The following is an 18,129-nucleotide window of genomic DNA, read 5'->3' as shown; positions in this document are numbered from 1 at the left end:
CCGCTAGAAGGCGGAGACCCGCCGCTCCTCCCCCAGCAGCCCCTGGGGGCGGAAAAGCAGGATGAGCTCGAGGATGAGCGCGATGACGAGGTAACGCAGGTACGGGGCTCGGGCCGGCAGCTGCGGCGAGATGGCCGCGAGGGTCGGCCCGAGCCTGTCCGTCAGGAAGGCCGTGCCCGTCCAGACCCCCCAGATGACGAATGCCCCCAGGATGGCCCCGCGGTTGTTACCGCTCCCGCCCAGCATCAGCATGACCCAGATGAGGAACGTCCCGTACAGCGGCGTGAAGTGGCTGTAGTCGATGGAGGCGAGGTAGTGGGCGTAGAGGGCGCCACCCACCCCCATGATCATCGCGCCCACGACCAGAGCCTGCATCTTGAAGGCGGCGACGTCCTTGCCGCTCATGGCCGCGGCCGCCTCCTCTTCCCGGATGGCCCGCAGCACCCGGCCCCACGGCGACCGGATGGCCCGTTCGGTGGCGAGGTAGGCGGCCGCCACGAACAGGGTAACGATGACCAGGTATACATACGGGTAGTCCCGGGGCTCGAGAAGACGTGCGGCAGCCGCCAGCGGCGGGGGCAGCCAGGCGCAGGGCGGGTCTTCGACCAGACAGTAAAGCGGCCGGGGGATGCCCCGCAGCGGCTGGGGGCCGTTGGCCAGCCACCGCTCGTTCTGGAAGACGAGGCGGACGATCTCGGCGATGCCGATGGTGGCCACCGCAAAGTACTCGTCCCTTAGCCTGAGCGTGGGAAGGCCGATGAGCCAGGCCACCAGGCCCGACACGGCGGCCGCGGCACCCACGCCCGCGATGAAAGGCAGCTTCAGCCCCAACAGCTGCTGGCTGTAAAGGGCGAGGGGACCGGCCGGCATGGCCGTGGTGACGAGCGCCGACGTGAACGCCCCCACGGCGAAAAAGCCCGCAATCCCGATGTTGAAAAGCCCGGTATAGCCCCACTGGACGTTGAGGCCGAGGCTCAGCAGAGCAAAGATGGACGCTGCCACGGCGAACGAGACGAGGTAGGCCAGGATGCCCTCCGGGAGGAGCCAGACAAGCAGGCCGGCCGCCGAAAGACCGGTGGCCAGCCCGAGCAAGGTCCCGGACGCGATGAGCCGCGCCCGGCCGTCGACTCGCGCCTCTGGCGTTTGCATGCTGGAGGTCGTCGCGAGAAGGCGCTTCACGAACAGCGGCGCGGCCAGTCCCGCCAGGGGAAGCGCCAGCAGCACCGCCTTGACGACGCCGGCAAGACCGCCGCCTTCCGTGCCCGTCACGCTCTCACCCACTTCGATGGCCGCCTGCGCCCTAACCGCACCGCCTGCCCGCCAAACAGCCCCTGTGGCCGCCACAGAAGCAGCAGGATGAGAGCTACGAAGCCGACACCGGGCCCGTACGCCGGATTGAGAAAGGCGGTCGCCTCCTGCTGCGCCACGCCAATTGCCACTCCCCCGAAGAGCGCGCCGTACGGCTTGCCCAGCCCGCCCAGCACCGCGGCGGCGAACATCGACAACAGCAGGAACCAGCCCATCTCGGGGCGCAGCTGAGCGTCGAGCGCAAGCATCGCGCCCGCGGCTGCCGCCAGGGCCCCTCCAACGAGCCATGTCCATGCGGCCACCCGCTCGGTGTCGATCCCGCTCACGCGCGCCAGCGCCGGATTGTCGGCCATGGCCCGCATCGCCTTGCCGATCCGCGTCTTTTCCAGCAGCAAATAGGTGAGCACGACCAAAAGTACGGTCAGGCCGAGGATGAACACCTGGTCGGGACGGATCCGCACCCCCAGGGGCAGCGCGAGGGACGGCCTCGGGCGGCCCGTGTAGTAGAAGCGGAAGTCGGCGCCCCAGCCCAGGTAGACGAGGCTGCGGAGCAAGAACGCAACCCCTAAAGACGCCATGGTCAGGATGAGCGGCGGGCTCTCCCGGCGGCGCAGCGGCCGGTAGAACAGGCGGTCGACCGCCCACCCCACGAGGCCTGTGAGCGGCATGGCCAGCGCGAGCGCCACGAGGAACTCCCGCCCGAAGGAGAACGGTGCCAGCGCCTCGCCTTGCGGCAGCCATGCCAGCATGGAGAACACGGCATAGGCCCCGATGGTCATGAGGTCGCCGTGGGCGAGGTTGGCGAAGCGCAGAACGCCGTAAACGAGAGAAAGGCCGACGGCGCCCAGGGCGATGACGCCGCCCAGCATCACTCCCCAACTCGCCAGCGAGAAAAGGTAGGAGACCTGCGAGGATTCCGGCATGGATGGCGTTTACGGCCCGGGCATTCGCCACTCCTGCTGGCGGTCGGCCCGCGCCCTCCCGACCGACCAGTGTCCAGGGTCAAGCCATGTGTTGCCTGGCCGCGGGCTACCCTTTCCAGGCCACGGCGCCAGGGCCCTCACACGTTGAACCGGAACTCGATGACGTCGCCGTCCTGAACCACGTAGTCCTTGCCCTCGAGCCGCAGAAGCCCCGCCTCCCGGGCCCTCGCGAGCGACCCCACGCGCTTTAGGTCCTCGAAGGCCACCACCTCGGCCCGGATGAAGCCGCGGGCCATGTCCGAGTGCACCTTGCCGGCGGCATCCCTGGCCACCGTCCCCCGCGTGATGGTCCACGCCCGCACCTCGTCCTCGCCGGCCGTAAGGAACGCGATGAAGCCGCACGCGTCGTAGGCGGCCCGCCCCAGGCGTTCCACGCCGACGGGCAGGGTGATGCCGAGTTCCTTTATGAAGGCGGCTCGGGACTCGTCGTCGAGCTCGGCGAGTTCCAGTTCGAGCCTGGCGGCCACCGGGACGACGGCCTCGGCCCGGCCGGCGGTCTGCCGCTCCAGGGTCTCGCGCCCGGGGAAGCTCGCCTGGCCGATCTGGCTTTCGTCGCAGCTAACCGCGACCAGGGCCGGACGAAAGGTGACGAGCGAGTAGCCCCGCAAGCTGGCCACGTCGCCGTCCGACAGGCCGGCGTGCCGCAGGGCCGTGCCGGCTTCCAGCGCCTTGAGGCAGCGCTCCAGGATGTCCAGTTCCCGCTCCACGTCCCGCCGCTGCGCTCTGGGGACGGACGGTGCCGACTTGAGGCGATCCATGCGGTTTTGCACCTGCGTCCAGTCCAGCAAAACCCATTCCTGCCAGAGCCGCTCGAAGTCGGCGGCGGGGTCGACGCGCCCTTCCGGGTGCGGCACCGTGCTCTGGCCGGGGTCGAACGCCCGCACCACGAACACCACGGCATCCAGCTTGTGGATGGCGGGCACCCCGGCCGGGGCGAGCTTCGGGAGTTCGACCCACTCGGTGGTGGCGTGGGTTACCTTCTTCGGGTGGTACTGCTCCGCAAGCCAGTCCACCCGGGCATCGGGAATGCGTGCCACGGCCACTCCCGCGCCGGGGCCGGGTGCGGCGGTGTGAGCGGCCTTCGCGGCGACCTCTCCCGCCCGGGGGGTGGCAAGGCGCCCCCAGGCCGAAGCCGCGGCCAGGATGGTGGACTTTCCTGCCATGGGAAGACTGACGAGCCCGAGACGCAAGACGCCTGCATCCTTCCGCGGGGCCGTTGCGCTGCCCCAGTCCTCATCTTCACCGGCGGTCGCTTGCATTCTTGCACCAAAGGAAGCCATCCTCTATCGGATGGCGCGCGGCAGGCACAAGGCGCTGGCGGGGAGAGGTTCGAGGGCGGCCGCACGGTACTCTTACCCCAACGGGTCGAAGCGCCACGAGCCGTACAGAGAAAAAGGGTGGAGAGGGGCAGCTCATGGCAGCGTCAATGCAGGGTTTCATCCAGGCGCTGCGGCAGGCTCTGGGGCCCGGCGCCGTGGTGAGCGATGCGGCGGGGCTGGCCACGTACGGCTACGACGCCACCCCAGCGCATCGGGGGCGCCCCGACGTGGTGGTCTTCCCGGCCAGCACGGCCGAGGTGCAGCAGGTGGTGAGGCTGGCGGCCCGGTACCGGGTGCCCATCGTGCCCAGGGGCAGCGGCACCAACCTGAGCGGGGGCACGGTCCCGGCCTCGGGTGGCGCAGTGGTGGCGCTTTCGCGGATGAACCGCATTCTCGAAGTGGACGAGGCCAACTTGACCGCCACCGTGGAGCCCGGGGTCCTCACGGCTCAGCTTCACCGGGAGGTGGAGCAGCGGGGGCTCTTCTACCCGCCGGATCCCGGCAGCATGGCCATCTCGACCATCGGCGGCAACATCGCAGAAAACGCCGGCGGGCTGCGGGGACTCAAGTACGGGGTGACGGGCGACTACGTGATGGGGCTCGAAGTGGTGCTCGCGGGCGGCGACGTGATGGAGGTCGGCGGCAAGAACGTCAAGGACGTCGCTGGCTACGACCTCGTGCGGCTGTTCGTGGGCTCGGAGGGGACGCTGGGTATCGTGACCCGGGCCACGCTGAAGCTTTTGCCGCTGCCGGAGTTCCGCCGGGTGGCCGTGGCCACCTTCCGGGAGCTGGAGGCTGCGGCCGCCAGCGTGTCGGCCATCATAAGAGCCCGCATCATCCCCGCCACGCTCGAGTTCCTTGACCGCGGGACGCTCGAAGCGGTGGAGGCGTTCGCCCACGTGGGCCTTCCCACGGGCGTGGAAGCCATGCTGCTGATGGCGCAGGACGGGCCGCGGGAAGCCGTGGACCGTGACGTAGAGAGGATGGCGGCCATCTGCCGGGAGCAGGGAGCGCTCGACGTGCAGGTGGCAGCATCTCCCGAAGAGGGCGACCGGCTGATGGCGGCCCGCCGCTACGCGCTGTCGGCGCTGGCACGGCAGCGGCCCACCACCATCCTCGAGGACGCCACCGTGCCGCGCTCGCGGCTCGCAGAAATGGTGCGGGCCATCCAGGCAGCCGCCCGGCGCCACGGGGTCGAGATCTGCACGTTCGGCCACGCCGGGGACGGAAATCTGCACCCCACGTGCCTGACGGACGAAAAGGACGCGACCGAAATGGAGCGGGTGGAGGCCGCTTTCGAGGAGATCTTCGCGGCGGCCATCGAACTCGGCGGCACCATCACGGGCGAGCACGGGGTCGGGCTCGCCAAGCGGGAGTACCTGGGGTGGCGGTTGAGCCCGGCGGCCATGGGCGTGATGCGGGCAATCAAGCAGGCCCTGGATCCGCAGGGGCTGCTGAACCCCGGCAAGGTGCTGGGCGAGCGCACCCGACCGCGCCGGGTGGTGCGCTCCGCATGAAGAGCGCCCCGGGAGGCCGCGTGACGGGCTCATCGGCCGATCCGCTCTCGGACGCGGCGGAGTTCGCCTACCACTGCATCCGCTGCGGCTTCTGCCTGCCGGCCTGTCCGACCTACGGCGAGACGCTGCTGGAGACGGAGAGTCCCCGAGGGCGGATTGCGCTGGTGCGCGCGGCGGCCGAGGGCGTGCTCCCGATCGCGGAGATCGCACCGCACCTGGACCTGTGCATCGGCTGCCGTGCGTGCGAGGCGGCCTGCCCGGCGGGGGTGCCGTACGGGCAGCTCCTCGAGCATGCCCGGGCGGCCATCGAGCAGAGCGTGGCGAGGCCCATCTGGGAGCGCGCAGCCCGGAGGCTGGGTATCGGGTGGGCGCTGGGTTCTCCACGGATGCTGAAGCTTGCGGCCTTTACGCTGTGGCTTTATCAGGCAAGCGGGTTGCGGAAGCTCGTGCGGGCGAGCCGGCTGCTGCGTCTCATCTCGCCGGCCGCGGCGGAGCTGGAAAGCGTGCTGCCAACGCTGCGCCCGCCGTGGCAGCGCCGGCCCGCAGGGGGCCTTGCCACGAGCAGGGTGGCCAACCCGGCCAGGCGCCCCAGGGTTGCCTTCTTCCTCGGGTGCGTGCAGGAGGTGGCCCTGGACAGCGTGAGCCGGGCTGCGATGCGCGTGCTGGAGGCGGCGGGCTTCGAGGTGGTGGTGCCGGAAGGCCAGGGCTGCTGCGGGGCCGTGCACGCCCACGCGGGGCAATTGGATAGGGCGCGCGATCAGGCGAAGCGAAACATTCAAGCCTTCGAGCAGGTGGGCGCGGACTGGATTGTCAACATCGCGGGCGGCTGCGGGGCTGCGCTGAAGGAGTACCCGTCCCTTCTGGCGCACGGGCCCGGCGGCCTCCCTGCATCCGGCCACGCCGGCGCATCCGAAGGCTCCGCCCCGCCCGGCGCGTCCGCGGCATCCGGCCGCAGCGGGAGCGACGGGTGGGTCGAGCGCGCCCGGCGATTCTCCGAGCGCGTCCGGGACTTCAGCGAGCTCCTGGCGGACGCGCCGCTGCCGCCGATGGGGCCCCTCGAAGGGGTCGTCACCTACCAGGACTCGTGCCACCTGCGCCACGTCCAGAAGATCGCCGATCCGCCCAGGCGGCTTTTGCGCCGCATCCCGGGCCTTGAGTACGTGGAACTGCCGGAGGCCGACCGGTGCTGCGGGGCGGGCGGGATCTACAACCTCACCGAGCCGGCGATGAGCGGTCAGGTGCTGGAACGCAAGATGGCCCACGTCCGTTCGACGGGTGCGACCATCGTGGCGGTGGCCAACACGCCGTGCCATTTGCAGATGCTGGTGGGCGTCCGGCGAAGCGGCCTGGACCGCCGGGGCGTGCAGGTGCGCCACATCGCCGAGCTTCTGGACGAGGCCATCGCGCGGGGGCGCGGAGAAGGGGCTCACGCCAAAGGGGGGACGGCGGGGTGAGCGGCGGGGACGCCAATCGGGAGCCCTCTACCGAACCGATCGCCTTTCACTTCAGCATCGAAGAGGACGTGCGCTTCCGCGACCTCGACGCCCTGGGCCACGTCAACAACGCCGTCTACCTCACCTATTTCGAGCAGGCGCGCATCGCCTACTTCCAGCATCTGGGGTGGACCTGGCCGCAGCGGGCAGAAGAGTGGTTCTTCATCCTGGCAGAGGCGCGCTGCACGTACCGCTCGGCCGCCCGTCTCGGCGAGCGGCTGCGCATCTCGGTCGCGGTCAGCGACGTGGGGCGCAGCAGCTTCCGCATGCGCTACCGGATCGCCGAGGTGAGCGCCGGGCGGCTCGTGGCGGAAGGTGAGACGGTGCAGGTCGCCTACGACTACGAGCAGCACCGTTCCGTGCCGCTCCCGGACGACGTGCGCCGGCGGCTTGCCGAGTTCGAGGGCCGCCCGGAGTGGCTTCCGACCGTGTGATTGGCGGTCACAGCCAGGGGCGCTCACAACCCTTCGGGCCGCACTCGAACAGTCCGGCCCGTCGGATTCGCCGTACCACGTCTTGAGCGCCGCCCGGGCGCTTCAGTTAGCTTCCCTGCCTATCTCAACCTTGGGAGTGGGGCAGCGTCCCGCCGGCTTCGGCGTGTCTTCCATTGCACGGAAAATTACTTCGCTCCTTGACAAAGCCTGCCCCATAGGGTATGTAGAGTGGTACCACAGGTGCCCGACGGGGAGGCGACCGGTATGGCGGCATGGGTCCCGGCGGACGGAGTCGAAATCCGGGGAAAGGTCACACCGGAATTCGCCCGCATTTCGACGCCCGAAGCCGTGGGGTTCGTCGCCCGGCTGGCGAGGGAGTTCGAAGGGGAACGAAGCCGCCTGCTCCAGATGCGATTCGCCCGGCAGCAGGAGATCCTGGCGGGACGGATGCCGACCTTCCTCCCCGAGACCGAGCGCGTGCGCCGCGGCGACTGGCGGGTGGCGCCCGCCCCGGCCGACCTTGCCAACCGCCGGGTGGAGATCACGGGCCCGGCCGATCGCAAGATGATCATCAACGCCCTCAACTCGGGTGCCGAGATCTTCATGGCCGACTTCGAAGACGCCAACGCCCCCACCTGGGAGAACATGGTGCAGGGCCAGATAAACCTGTACGACGCCGTGCGCCGCACGATCCGCTACGTAGCGCCCGACGGCCGGGAGTACCGTCTGGCGGAGAAAACCGCGGTGCTGAGCGTACGCCCCCGCGGCTGGCACCTGGACGAAACGCACGTATGGGTGGACGGGCGGCCGGTGTCCGGCGCCCTGTTTGACTTCGGGCTGTTTGCCTTCCACAACGCCCGCGCCTCGCTGGAACGGGGCAGCGGGCCGTACTTTTACCTGCCGAAGCTCCAGAGCCATCTCGAGGCCCGCCTGTGGAACCGGGTCTTCGCCTTTGCCGAACAGGAGCTGCGCCTTCCGCCCGCCTCCATCCGGGCGACCGTGCTCATCGAACACATCCTGGCCGCCTTCGAGATGGAGGAGATCCTGTACGAGCTGCGCGAGCGCATCACCGGGCTCAATTTAGGCCGCTGGGACTACATCTTCAGTTTCATCAAGACCTTCCGCCACCGATCCGACATGGTGCTCCCCGACCGCCGGCTCATGACCGTGGCGGCCACGCCGTTCCTGCGGGCGGCGTCGCGGCTTTTGGTGCAGACGTGCCACCGGCGCGGTGCGCACGCCATCGGCGGCATGTCCGCCTACATCCCGCGCAAGGACGACCCGCAGGCCAACGAAGCCGCCCTGCAGCAGGTGCGGGCCGACAAGGAGCGGGAGGCGGGCGAGGGCTACGACGGGGCCTGGGTCGCTCACCCCGGGCTCGTGCCGGTGGTGCACGAGATTTTCGACAGGGCTTTTTCCGGCCCCAATCAGTTGCATGTCATCCCGGAGGGCACGATCAGCGCGGCCGACCTGCTGGAGGTCCCGCAGGGCCCGGTGACCGAGGACGGCCTTCGCAACAACGTCAGCGTGGCTCTCCAGTATCTCGGGGCGTGGATGGGCGGGCGCGGCGCCGTCGCCATTTACCACCTGATGGAGGACACCGCCACGGCCGAGATCTCCCGCTCGCAGCTCTGGCAGTGGCGCCACCACGGCGCCCGGCTCTCCGACGGCCACCAGGTGACCGCCGAGCTTTACCGCGCCGTGCGGGAGCAGGAGCTGGCTCGCCTCGCAGCTTCCCGCCCGGCATCGGAGGAAGGCCCCGTGCGCTACCCGGAGGCCGCCCAGCTGCTCGACGAACTGGTGCTGGGCGAGGCGTTCACCGAGTTTCTGACCGTGCCCGGCGGCCGCTATCTCGAGGCCGAAAGGGCGGCATAGCTTAGCGCCCGTACGCCAGCCGGGGCAGCCAGGTGGCCAGGGCGGGGAACAGCCCCACCATGATGAGCCCGACGAGCTGCAGCAGCAGGAACGGGATGGCCGCCCGGTAGATGGCGCCCATCTTCAGCTGCGGCGCAATGCCACGGACGTAGAAGAGGGCGTAGCCGAAGGGCGGGCTCAAGAACGACATCTGCATGTTGAGCAGATAAAGCACCCCGAACCACAGCGGGTCGAAGCCGAGTTCGTGGATGATGGGCAGGAAGATGGGCACGGCCAGGTAGAGGATGCCCACCCAGTCCAGGAACATGCCCAGCACGATGAGAATGGCGTTCATCACGATGAGAATGCCCGTGGGGGTCAGGCCCGTGCCCAACAGGATCTCCCGGACGAAGTCGTCGCCTCCTGCCGCCACGTAGAACGCGACGAACACGCTCGCGCCAAACACGATCCACATGACCATGGCCGTGGACCGGGCGGTCTGCTGGAGTGCCTCCTGCAGGGTTCTCCAGGAAAGCCGCCGGTACAGGGCCGTGACGAGGATGGAGCCGGAGGCCCCCACGGCTGCCGCCTCCGTTGGAGCCGCCACCCCCAGGAATATGGTGCCGAGGACGAGGAAGATGAGCACCACGGGCGCCCAGATGCGCCGGAGCAGCCGCAGCCGTTCCCGGAGGGTGGGCATCTCCTCCGCCGCCAGGCGGGGCGCCGCTGCGGGGTTGATCAGGGCCGAAGCTGCCACGTACGCCGTGTACAGGCCGGAGAGCAGCAGTCCCGGAAGGACGGAGCCCAGGTACAGCTCCCCGACCGACTGGTTGGCCAGCAGCGCGTACACGATGGCCAGCACGCTTGGCGGGATGAGGATGCCAAGCGTCCCGCCGGCCATCACCGTGCCGATGCTGAGCGTGGAGCTGTACCCCTTCCTCAGCATCGCCGGCATGGCCACCAGGCCCATGGTCACCACCGAGGCGCCAATGACCCCCACCATGGCGGCGAGCACCGTCGATGCCAGCACCGTCGCGATGGCGAGCCCCCCGGGCACCCGTCCCACCCACTTGTAGGCCACGTCGAACAGTTCCTCGATGAGGCCGGCCTTCTCCAGCATGGACGCCATGAAGATGAACAGGGGGATGGCCGCCAGCAGGTAGTTGGACATCTGCCCCCAGGCCCGGTGCACGACGAGCGACAGGGCGTCGGGGTTCCAGAGCCACGCGATGAGCCCCGTGGCGATGCCACCGGTCACGAAGGCGAGGGGCAGGCCCGTGGCGAGCAGCAGCAACAGCCCGCCGAACATCACGAGCGTGAGAGCCTCGATGCTCACTCAGCGTCCCCCCTCTGGAGCAGGCGGTAGGCCGCGCGCGTGGCGGGCGCTGGTGACCGGCCGGGCGACGCGGGGGCGGGTTTTTCTCCCTGCGCGGCGGGTACGGGGGTCTCGGCGGGTGCGCGGGCTTCTTCAAGCGCGCGGCCCGTCACCAGCAGGTGCACGTCCCGGATGAGCTTCGCGATCCCCTGCAGAAGCAACAGCCCACCGCCGAGCGGGATGGCGAACTTGGCGGGATAGATGGGGATGTCCTGGTTGTTGAGTGAAAACTCCCGCCGCCCGAACGAGTCGGCGAAAAAGAGCCACCCGTACCAGAAAAACGCCCCAACGAAAAGGAAGAAGAGAACGGCCGTGAACACGTCCACGCCGGCCCTCGCCCGGGGGGAGAGCCGGCTGTAGAGCACGTCGACCCCCACGTGATTGCGCATGTAGTGCGTGTACGCCCCGGCGAGCGCGTAGAGCATCCCGAACACCAGCGTCGAGGTGTCGTGCGCCCAGCGCGTCGGCGCCCCGAAGAGGTAGCGGGCCGTCACCTCGTAGGTGAGGATCAGCGTTGCGGCCAGCGTGAGCCAGCTGACGATTTTCCCCGACCACAGGCTGATACGGTCGATCCAGCGCACCAGCCTCAGCATGGTTTCCTCCCGGTCCGGGGGCCGGCCGCGCGGCCGGCCCCGTGTCTGTCCGGGCGTCCTCTACGCCGCTACAGCGCCCGGCCGCGCAGGTCGTCGTCGGTGACGTAGCCGAGCTCTTTCATGTAGGCGAGCTGCGTGCGGAACGCCTCGCGGGAGTGGTTGTCCTTCCGGGCCCAGTTGAACCACACGTCGACGGCGATCTTGCGGAACTTGCGCACGTCCTCTTCCGAGAGGCGGATGACCTCGACGCCGGCCCGGCGGAACAGGTCCCACGCCTCCAGATCGGCCTTCTGGATGCCGGCGTAGTGGTTCCACGAGTGCTCCCGGACGGCCGTGACGAAGATCTCCTGCACCTCTTTGGGCAGGGCGTTCCAGCGGCGCATGTTGACGGTGACGTCCATGAGGTCTACCGGCTGGTGGATGCACGGGGTGCCCGGCGGTCCCATGATGATGTACTTGGTCACCTGGTGGAACCCCAGGTTGTAGTTCACGGCGGGCCCCACGAAGTCGGCCGCATCGATGACGCCGCGCTCCAGCGCCGGGTAAACCTCTCCGCCCGGCAGCAGCACGGTGGAGACCCCCGCCGCCGTGAACACGTCGCCGATCATCCCGCCGGGGAAGCGGATCTTCTTGCCCTTGAAGTCCTCGAAGCTGCGGATGGGCACCTTGGAGTGAATGATGTTCAGGTCGTGCTGCACGGGCCCCACGTAGAACAGGCCCTGTTCGGCGAAGGCCCTGCGGGCGAGATCCAGGCCGCCGAGCCCGTAGAACCACGTCTCCCACTGGTCCGGCCGGTCGAGCCCGAGGGCGTAGGAACTCAGGAAACTCGTGACGGGCATCTTGCCGGCCCAGTAGAGCGTGAAGACGTGCATGGCGTCGAGCACGCCGGTGCGCACGGCCTCGAACATGTCGAAGGTGCCCACCACGGCGCCGGCGGGGAACGGCTGGAGTTCCAAGCGGCCCTCCGTCAGGGCGCTGACGCGCTTGCAGAACTCTTCGAACAGGGTGAAACCGACGGTGCCGGCGTCCCAGGCGGTCTGGATGCGCCACCGGGTGCGAGGCACCGGCGCAGCCAGTGCCCTGGGGGCGAAGATCGAGGCGGCTGCCAGACCCACGGCGGTCGTCTTCAAAAGATCCCGGCGGGAAACGCCCACAGACTGCTCCTGTTCCACGAGACCCACCTCCCTGCAGGCCAAGATTGCGGCAGACCTGTAACGTGTAAACGGTTAATTAAGACGGTACCGATTAGCAGTACCGTTGTCAATACACAGAATCATTTTCCGTATAGAAGAAAAGCCAGCCGCAGCGGGGTCTGCGGTGAGCCCGTGGCGATGCGGTGGGGTGGAGCGAAGCTCAGGGCCGGCCGGTTGCGGAGTAGCCCAGCCAGGTGGAGATCTGGTGCGCCGTTGCTTTCACCCGGGGCGCCAGTTCCCGCACCCGGTCGTCACCCAGGCGCGAGGCCGGCGCTGAAAGGCTCAAGGCGGCGACCACCTGTTCGTTGCGGTTTCGGACGGGAGCGGCGATGCACCGAACGCCCACTTCCCGCTCCTCGTTGTCCAGCGCAAAGCCGTTTGTTCGGACGTTCTCCAGTTCGGCGAGGAGCCTTTCGGGATCCGTGATGGTGTTGGGCGTGTAGGCCCGCAGCGGCCCGGGGCCAAGGAGCGACCGGATCTCGTCGGGCGAACGCCAGGCAAGCAGCACTTTGCCCACCCCGGTGCAGTAAAGGGGCGTGCGGGTGCCGATCTGGGTGAACATCCGCACGAGCTGCTTTCCCTCGACCTGTCCGACGTAGATAGCATCCCGCCCGTCGGCCACCGCCAGGTTGACGGTCTCGTTGACCTCGGCCACCAGAGCCCTCATGGCCGGCAGCGCCGCCTCGTGCACCCGCAGGCCTGAGACAAAGGCGTTGCCGACCTCGAACGCACGGGGCCCCACGCGGTACAGCCCGTTTTCTGGGGAGTGGGCGACAAAGCGGCGCCTCTTCAGCGTCTCCAGCAGCCTGTAGGTGGTGCTTCCGGGAAGATGGACCCGGGTCGCCACCTCCGTGAGGGACAGGTCTGGCTCCCCGGCCAGCGCCTCGAGAATGGTAAGCCCCCGCTCGAGGGCCCGGACGCTTCCTACCTCGCGCCCGCTGCGACTTCGGCCCCGCCTCTTGTGTGTTTCGGTGGCCATGGCTGCCTCCTGTGCTGCGACGGCGAGCTGCCGACCGCGGGCATTATAGCACGCTCTCGGGTGGTTTCCATCAAACGAAAAGCCCATCCGTAGCTTGACACGCCTCCGCCCCCGAGATCAGGTTGAGAACGGGTATCAGGGCCGGGAGGTCGCCGCCTGCCGATAACGAACAACAAGCCACGTGAACTTTCCCAGAAGGGTGTCTTCGGCCATGGGCGTGCTGGAGGCTTTGCGCAAGGTATACCCGCCCGGCGCCCTCATCACGGATCCGGCGCAGCTTTCGGCCTACGAGTGCGACGGGCTTGCGGCCGTGCGGCGGCGGCCTCTGGCGGTGGTCTTCCCGGCCAGCGCCGACCAGGTGGTGGCGACCGTCCGGACGTGCTGCGAGCAGGGCGTACCCTTCGTCGCCCGTGGAAGCGGTACCAGCCTGTCTGGCGGGTCTGTGCCGGTTGCCGGCGGGATCGTCATCGCCCTCAACCGGATGAACCACATCCTCAAGGTCGACCCTGACAACCTGCGGGCCGTGGTGGAGCCCGGGGTGGTCAACGCCCGCATCTCCCAGGCCGCGGCGCCCTTCGGGCTGTACTACGCCCCCGACCCGTCGAGCCAGGTCATCTGCACCATCGGGGGTAACGTCGCGTTCAACTCAGGCGGCGCGCACTGCCTCAAGTACGGGATGACCTCCAACCACGTGCTGGGCCTCAAGGTCGTGCTGCCTGACGGCGAGGTGGCCGAACTGGGCGGTTCGAGCCTGGAAGTGGCGGGGGTGGACCTGCCGGGGCTGTTCGTGGGCTCCGAGGGGCTGATGGGCGTCGCGATCGAGATCACCGTTCGCCTGCTGCCGAAGCCGGAGGCCGTCCGGACGGTGCTGGCGGCCTACCGCAGCCTGGAGGCGGCGGGGGATGCCGTGGCGCAGGTGGTGGCAAGCGGCCTTCTCCCGGCGGCCATCGAAATCATGGACCGGCTGGCCATCGAGGCGGCAGAAGCCGCGGTGCAGGCGGGCTACCCCAGAGAGGCCGCCGCCCTCCTCATCGTCGAACTCGACGGCCCCCGGGACGAGGTGCAGTGCGACTTCCAGCGGCTGGTCGAGGTCGTTAACGGCTCCGGCGCCTACGAGGTGCGGGTGGCGAAGGACGAGGCGGACAGGGCCCGGATCTGGAAGGGCCGCAAGAGCGCCTTCTCGGCGGTGGGGCGCCTCAGCCCCGATTACATCGTGCAGGACGGGGTCGTGCCGCGTGGCCGCCTGGGTGAGGTGCTGCGGGAGATCGAGCGGCTCTCCGGGGCTTACGGGCTCAGGGTGGCCAATGTCTTTCACGCCGGGGACGGCAATCTGCATCCGCTCATCCTGTACGACGGCAGGGAGCCCGGCGCCATGGAGCGGGCCGAGCAGCTTGCGGGCGAGATCCTGCGCCTGTGCATCCGGATGGGCGGCTCCATCACCGGCGAGCACGGCGTGGGGCTCGAAAAGCGCCAGTACCTGGCCGAGATGTTCGGAGCGGACGACGTGGAGGCCATGCGCCGCATCCGCCGGGCCGTGGACCTGCGTGAGGTGGCCAACCGCGGCAAGATGTTCCCCGGCGACGAGAGCTTCGAGGGCGCGAGGGCGCTCGGCCCGCACCCGCTGGAGCGGGCCGGGGTGCTGAGCCGGGTGTAGCGGGGGAGCGTCGGCGATGGGGGAGGTCGGCGAGGTGGGCGAGGTGGTCGTGGCTCCCCGCAGCGTCAAGGAGGTGCAGGAGGCGGTGCGCTCGGCGCCGCTCCTGCTGCCCCGGGGTGGGGGGAGCAAGTGGGGGCTCGCCGGCCTGGGGGCCGCTGCGGACGGCCGCGCTCTCGTCCTCCTCGACACCCGGGGGCTGGCCGGGGTGGTGGAGTACGAACCCTCGGAGTTCACGTTCACCGCGCTGGCCGGTACGCCGGTCGCCGAGGTCGAGGCGCTTCTGGCCCGGCACGGCCAGTACCTGCCCTTCGACCCGCCGTTCGTCGGGGACGGGGCCACGCTCGGCGGCACCATTGCGGCGGGCCTGTCCGGGCCGTGCAGGTTGCGCTACGGCGGGGTGCGGGACTTCATCCTCGGCATCCTTTTCGTGGACGGCGAGGGAAGGCCTGTTCGCGGCGGCGGCAAGGTGGTGAAGAACGCCGCGGGCTTCGACCTTCCCAAGCTCTTCTGCGGCAGCCGGGGCCGGCTCGGGGTCATCGTGGAGGCCACGTTCAAGGTCTTCCCCAGACCCCGGGCGTATGCCACCGTCCGGCTGCCCTTCCAACGCCTCGCTGATGCCGCCTCCACCCTGCGGCGGCTGCTCCGCAGCCCCCTCGAACCCCATGCGGCAGACCTGGTGCCCCCCGGGTGGCTCGCGGGCGAGTACAGCCTGCTGGTGAGGGTGGGCGGGCAGGAGGACGTCCTGCGCTCCGCACTGGGCCGGGTGGAGGAACTGGCCGGGCTTCCCGGCGAGCGCCTCACGGGCGAGAGCGAAGCCGCCCTCTGGCAGCGCCTGCGCGACGTGGCCTGGGCGCCGGAGCAAGCGGCGGTGGTCAGGATCCACATGCTGCCCTCGCTCCTGGAGGCCGTGGACGCCGTCCTCGAACGCCCTGGCGCCGCCCGGCACTACAGCGTGGGCGGCAACGTCGCCTGGGCGGCCTTTGCGGACCCGCCCGACTGGGACGCTCTCGAGCGGGAGCTGAGGCGCCTGCAGGTGGCGGCAACCGTCCTGCGAGGACCACCGCGGGGGCGCGTGTGGCTGACCGGCCTTTCGGGGGCGAACTTTGCAGGGCGCGTCAAGGCCGCGCTGGATCCACACGGCCGCTTCGGAGCGCTGTAGCGGGCACGCAGCGGACCAGGAGGGACAGATGCAGCACCGGATCGCCGCGGACAGACTGGGGCCGGGCGGCGAGCGCATGGCGGCCGCCGTGCAGGCGTGCGTCCACTGCGGCTTCTGCCTGGCGGCGTGTCCCACGTACGCCGTGCTGGGCCAGGAGATGGACTCGCCGCGCGGCCGCATCTACCTCATGAAGGGTATCCTGGAGGGCGAACTGAGCGCCGACGGCGCGGCGGCGCAGCACCTGGACCGCTGCCTGGGGTGCTTCGCGTGCGTCACGGCCTGCCCGTCCGGCGTGCGCTACGACGAACTCGTCACGCTCTTCCGGCAGCACGTCGAACCGCGCCGCAACGACCGGAGCCCGGGTCGGCGGGCCCTGCGTCGCGGCCTCATGGCGATCCTGGCCCACCCCGGGCGCTTCCGCGCCGCGGCGCGGGCCGGGAGCCTGGCCCGGCGGGTGCGGCGGCTCGTGCCGCAAGGGGCGCGTGAGCTGCTGGACCTGCTGCCCGACCGGCTGCCGCCCGCCGACCACCTGGACGGGGTGTTCCCGGCCGAGGGGCGCCGCCGCGCCCGCGTGGCGCTGCTCGCCGGATGCGTTGGGCAGGTCCTCTCGCCCTCCATCAACCGGGCGTGCATCCGGGTGCTCAACAAAAGCGGCGTCGAGGTGGTGGTTCCCCGCGGCCAGGGGTGCTGCGGGGCGCTGGCCATGCACGTCGGGCTGGGCGACGAGGCGCGGCGGCTCGCCCGGCGCAACCTCGCGGTGTTCCTCCGGGACAGCTTCGACGCCGTGCTGACCACGGCAGCGGGGTGCGGCTCGGCCATGAAGGAGTACCCGCTGCTTTTCGCGGGCCTCGGCGATGAGGGCCGGGCCCGGGAGCTATCGGCGAAGGTACGGGACGTCAGCGAGTTCCTGGACCAGCTCGGCATACCCGCCCCTGGACCGCTTCCGAGGCGCTTGCGCGTGGCCTACCACGACGCGTGCCACCTGGCACACGCCCAGGGCATCCGCCTGGCTCCCCGCAGGCTGTTGAGCCAGATCCCCAACGTGGAACTCGTCGAGATCCCCGACGGCGACACGTGCTGCGGCTCGGCCGGCACCTACAACCTCGAACACCCTGGCGTGGCGCGCACCTTACAGGAGCGGAAGGTGGAGGCCATCCTCAGCACCGGGGCCGAGGTGGTGGCGGCCGGCAACATCGGGTGCCTGGTGCAGATGCGCGCCGGCCTTGCGCGCCGTGCCTCCCCGGTCAGCGTGCTTCATACCATGGAGCTTCTTGACCTGGCGTACCGGGCGCCATCCATCGGTTGGCCCTGAGCACCTGGCGCAGCCGATCCAGGTCGAGCGCCTCGGCGACGTGCCCATCCCGGCCCGCCACCGTGGTGGCCTTGAACAGGGCGTTGAGCACGGCCTCTTCGGTCGCCTCCACGGCCGCGAGGAACAGCGGGCCCATCGCGTCGTTTCGCACGAGCTGAACCGGCGCCTCAACGAGAGGCGCGCCCGAGGGCAGGTCACCCCCGCCGTGCGGAACGCGATAGGCGGTGGTGAAGGCTATCACGAAGTCCCCGCTGGTATTGCCGCCGTAGAACCCCGTGCGTGCGAGCCCCAGCACGGCCCGCCGCGCAAGCCGCGCGAGGTTTCGGCTGCCGAGCGGCGCGTCGGTCGCCAGCACCACGATGACCGATCCGCCATCGGACGACGGCCTGGGCCGGGCCGGCCGCGGCAGGCGGCCCATGAGCGGCCCCACGGGCAACCCGGCGATGGTCAGTGCCCCGTCGAAGTTGGTGACCACGAGCGATCCCACGCACCACCCGCCCCGCTCAGGAGGCAGCAGGCGGGAGGCCGTGCCAACTCCACCCTTCCACCCGAAGGCGACGGCCCCCGTGCCGGCTCCGACCGCGCCTTCCTGCACCGGCCCGGGCGCGGCAGAGGCCAGTGCCTGGCGCAGGTGCTCTTCGCGAACGTGGCGCCCCCGGGCGTCGTTGAGGAACCCGTCGTGGATCTCCGTGACCACCGGGTTGGCCGTACCCGCGCCGAGGCCCACGTCGGGGTTGTTTTCGAGGATCCACGACATGAGCGCGTCGGCGACCCGGGCAACGTTGAGCGTGCCGGTGACGGCGATGGGGCTCTCCAGGGTGCCGGTCTCCTGGATCTGGACGAGCCCGATGGCCTTCCCGTAGCCGTTGAACGCAAAGACGGCGGCCGGCACCTTTTCTCGAAAGAGGTTACCCTCGTGGGGTACGACCACCGTAACCCCGGTGCGAACGGGCCCC

At 69.9% G+C, this 18,129-nt stretch carries 15 protein-coding genes; 7 read left to right on the top strand and 8 right to left on the bottom strand.

Features of this window, described 5'->3' with window-relative positions; all coding sequences use genetic code 11:
- Window positions 1-3 precede the first annotated feature (3 nt).
- From AB1609_00895 to AB1609_00885, 3 genes are all read right to left on the bottom strand, one after another.
- Window positions 4-1,281 (bottom strand): branched-chain amino acid ABC transporter permease, encoded by a 1,278-nt coding sequence (locus tag AB1609_00895; GenBank protein MEW6045034.1) that lies wholly within the window; start codon window positions 1,279-1,281, stop codon window positions 4-6.
- Window positions 1,266-2,231, bottom strand: a complete 966-nt coding sequence (locus AB1609_00890) for a branched-chain amino acid ABC transporter permease (GenBank protein ID MEW6045033.1) — start codon at window positions 2,229-2,231, stop codon at window positions 1,266-1,268. Before AB1609_00890 ends, AB1609_00895 begins: the two co-directional genes overlap by 16 nt.
- A 137-nt stretch (window positions 2,232-2,368) precedes the next feature.
- On the bottom strand, window positions 2,369-3,481 hold the full coding sequence (locus AB1609_00885) for a DUF933 domain-containing protein (protein ID MEW6045032.1): 1,113 nt from the start codon (window positions 3,479-3,481) through the stop codon (window positions 2,369-2,371).
- Between the two features lie 224 nt (window positions 3,482-3,705).
- Between AB1609_00885 and AB1609_00880 the strand changes: the two genes are divergently transcribed.
- The 4 genes from AB1609_00880 to aceB all read left to right on the top strand — a co-directional run bounded on the left by AB1609_00880 (window position 3,706) and on the right by aceB (window position 8,929).
- Entirely contained in the window at window positions 3,706-5,127 is a 1,422-nt protein-coding gene (locus AB1609_00880; GenBank protein MEW6045031.1) for an FAD-linked oxidase C-terminal domain-containing protein, read from the top strand.
- Complete coding sequence (locus tag AB1609_00875) at window positions 5,124-6,581, top strand: (Fe-S)-binding protein (GenBank protein ID MEW6045030.1); 1,458 nt, start codon at window positions 5,124-5,126, stop codon at window positions 6,579-6,581. The genes AB1609_00880 and AB1609_00875 overlap by 4 nt, the downstream gene beginning before the upstream one ends.
- Window positions 6,578-7,054, top strand: coding sequence for a thioesterase family protein (locus AB1609_00870; protein ID MEW6045029.1), 477 nt, complete (start codon window positions 6,578-6,580; stop codon window positions 7,052-7,054). The genes AB1609_00875 and AB1609_00870 overlap by 4 nt, the downstream gene beginning before the upstream one ends.
- Window positions 7,055-7,318: 264 nt before the next feature.
- Entirely contained in the window at window positions 7,319-8,929 is a 1,611-nt protein-coding gene (aceB, locus tag AB1609_00865) for a malate synthase A (GenBank protein MEW6045028.1), read from the top strand.
- Between the two features lies 1 nt (window position 8,930).
- Here aceB and AB1609_00860 read toward each other — a convergent pair whose 3' ends face one another.
- The 4 genes from AB1609_00860 to AB1609_00845 all read right to left on the bottom strand — a co-directional run bounded on the left by AB1609_00860 (window position 8,931) and on the right by AB1609_00845 (window position 13,048).
- Entirely contained in the window at window positions 8,931-10,244 is a 1,314-nt protein-coding gene (locus tag AB1609_00860) for a TRAP transporter large permease subunit (protein MEW6045027.1), read from the bottom strand.
- Window positions 10,241-10,876 carry a TRAP transporter small permease subunit gene (locus tag AB1609_00855; protein ID MEW6045026.1) on the bottom strand — a complete coding sequence of 212 codons (636 nt, stop codon included), beginning with the start codon at window positions 10,874-10,876 and terminating at the stop codon, window positions 10,241-10,243. The genes AB1609_00860 and AB1609_00855 overlap by 4 nt, the downstream gene beginning before the upstream one ends.
- 68 nt (window positions 10,877-10,944) lie before the next feature.
- Window positions 10,945-12,030 carry a TRAP transporter substrate-binding protein DctP gene (gene dctP / locus AB1609_00850; protein MEW6045025.1) on the bottom strand — a complete coding sequence of 362 codons (1,086 nt, stop codon included), beginning with the start codon at window positions 12,028-12,030 and terminating at the stop codon, window positions 10,945-10,947.
- A 199-nt stretch (window positions 12,031-12,229) separates the two neighbouring features.
- Window positions 12,230-13,048, bottom strand: a complete 819-nt coding sequence (locus AB1609_00845) for an IclR family transcriptional regulator (protein MEW6045024.1) — start codon at window positions 13,046-13,048, stop codon at window positions 12,230-12,232.
- A 211-nt stretch (window positions 13,049-13,259) separates the two neighbouring features.
- Here AB1609_00845 and AB1609_00840 point away from each other — a divergent pair, with 211 nt between their 5' ends.
- From AB1609_00840 to AB1609_00830, 3 genes are read left to right on the top strand one after another with little or no spacing between them, the layout of a single operon-like run.
- Window positions 13,260-14,702, top strand: a complete 1,443-nt coding sequence (locus tag AB1609_00840) for an FAD-linked oxidase C-terminal domain-containing protein (protein ID MEW6045023.1) — start codon at window positions 13,260-13,262, stop codon at window positions 14,700-14,702.
- Between the two features lie 16 nt (window positions 14,703-14,718).
- Window positions 14,719-15,861, top strand: a complete 1,143-nt coding sequence (locus tag AB1609_00835) for an FAD-binding protein (GenBank protein ID MEW6045022.1) — start codon at window positions 14,719-14,721, stop codon at window positions 15,859-15,861.
- Between the two features lie 28 nt (window positions 15,862-15,889).
- A complete protein-coding gene (locus tag AB1609_00830; protein ID MEW6045021.1) occupies window positions 15,890-17,173 on the top strand; it encodes a heterodisulfide reductase-related iron-sulfur binding cluster in 1,284 nt (427 codons plus the stop codon).
- Here AB1609_00830 and AB1609_00825 read toward each other — a convergent pair.
- Window positions 17,106-18,129 (bottom strand): P1 family peptidase (locus AB1609_00825; protein MEW6045020.1); only part of this gene is annotated, 1,024 nt, incomplete at its 5' end. The two genes, AB1609_00830 and AB1609_00825, sit on opposite strands and share 68 nt — an antisense overlap.

It is taken from the genome of Bacillota bacterium, from assembly GCA_040754675.1.
GTDB lineage: Bacteria > Bacillota > Limnochordia > Limnochordales > Geochordaceae > Geochorda.
Note: the sequence above shows the minus strand (reverse complement) of the source record. Positions and strands in the feature narration are given on the sequence as shown.

What these genes read in the sequence shown, in the direction of transcription:
- AB1609_00890 (MEW6045033.1), bottom strand. Translation starts at nt 2,231, where the DNA reads ATGCCGGAATCCTCGCAGGTCTCCTACCTTTTCTCGCTGGCGAGTTGG.
- AB1609_00880 (MEW6045031.1), top strand. Translation starts at nt 3,706, where the DNA reads ATGGCAGCGTCAATGCAGGGTTTCATCCAGGCGCTGCGGCAGGCTCTG.
- AB1609_00875 (MEW6045030.1), top strand. Translation starts at nt 5,124, where the DNA reads ATGAAGAGCGCCCCGGGAGGCCGCGTGACGGGCTCATCGGCCGATCCG.
- aceB (MEW6045028.1), top strand. Translation starts at nt 7,319, where the DNA reads ATGGCGGCATGGGTCCCGGCGGACGGAGTCGAAATCCGGGGAAAGGTC.
- AB1609_00855 (MEW6045026.1), bottom strand. Translation starts at nt 10,876, where the DNA reads ATGCTGAGGCTGGTGCGCTGGATCGACCGTATCAGCCTGTGGTCGGGG.
- AB1609_00845 (MEW6045024.1), bottom strand. Translation starts at nt 13,048, where the DNA reads ATGGCCACCGAAACACACAAGAGGCGGGGCCGAAGTCGCAGCGGGCGC.
- AB1609_00840 (MEW6045023.1), top strand. Translation starts at nt 13,260, where the DNA reads ATGGGCGTGCTGGAGGCTTTGCGCAAGGTATACCCGCCCGGCGCCCTC.
- AB1609_00835 (MEW6045022.1), top strand. Translation starts at nt 14,719, where the DNA reads ATGGGGGAGGTCGGCGAGGTGGGCGAGGTGGTCGTGGCTCCCCGCAGC.
- AB1609_00830 (MEW6045021.1), top strand. Translation starts at nt 15,890, where the DNA reads ATGCAGCACCGGATCGCCGCGGACAGACTGGGGCCGGGCGGCGAGCGC.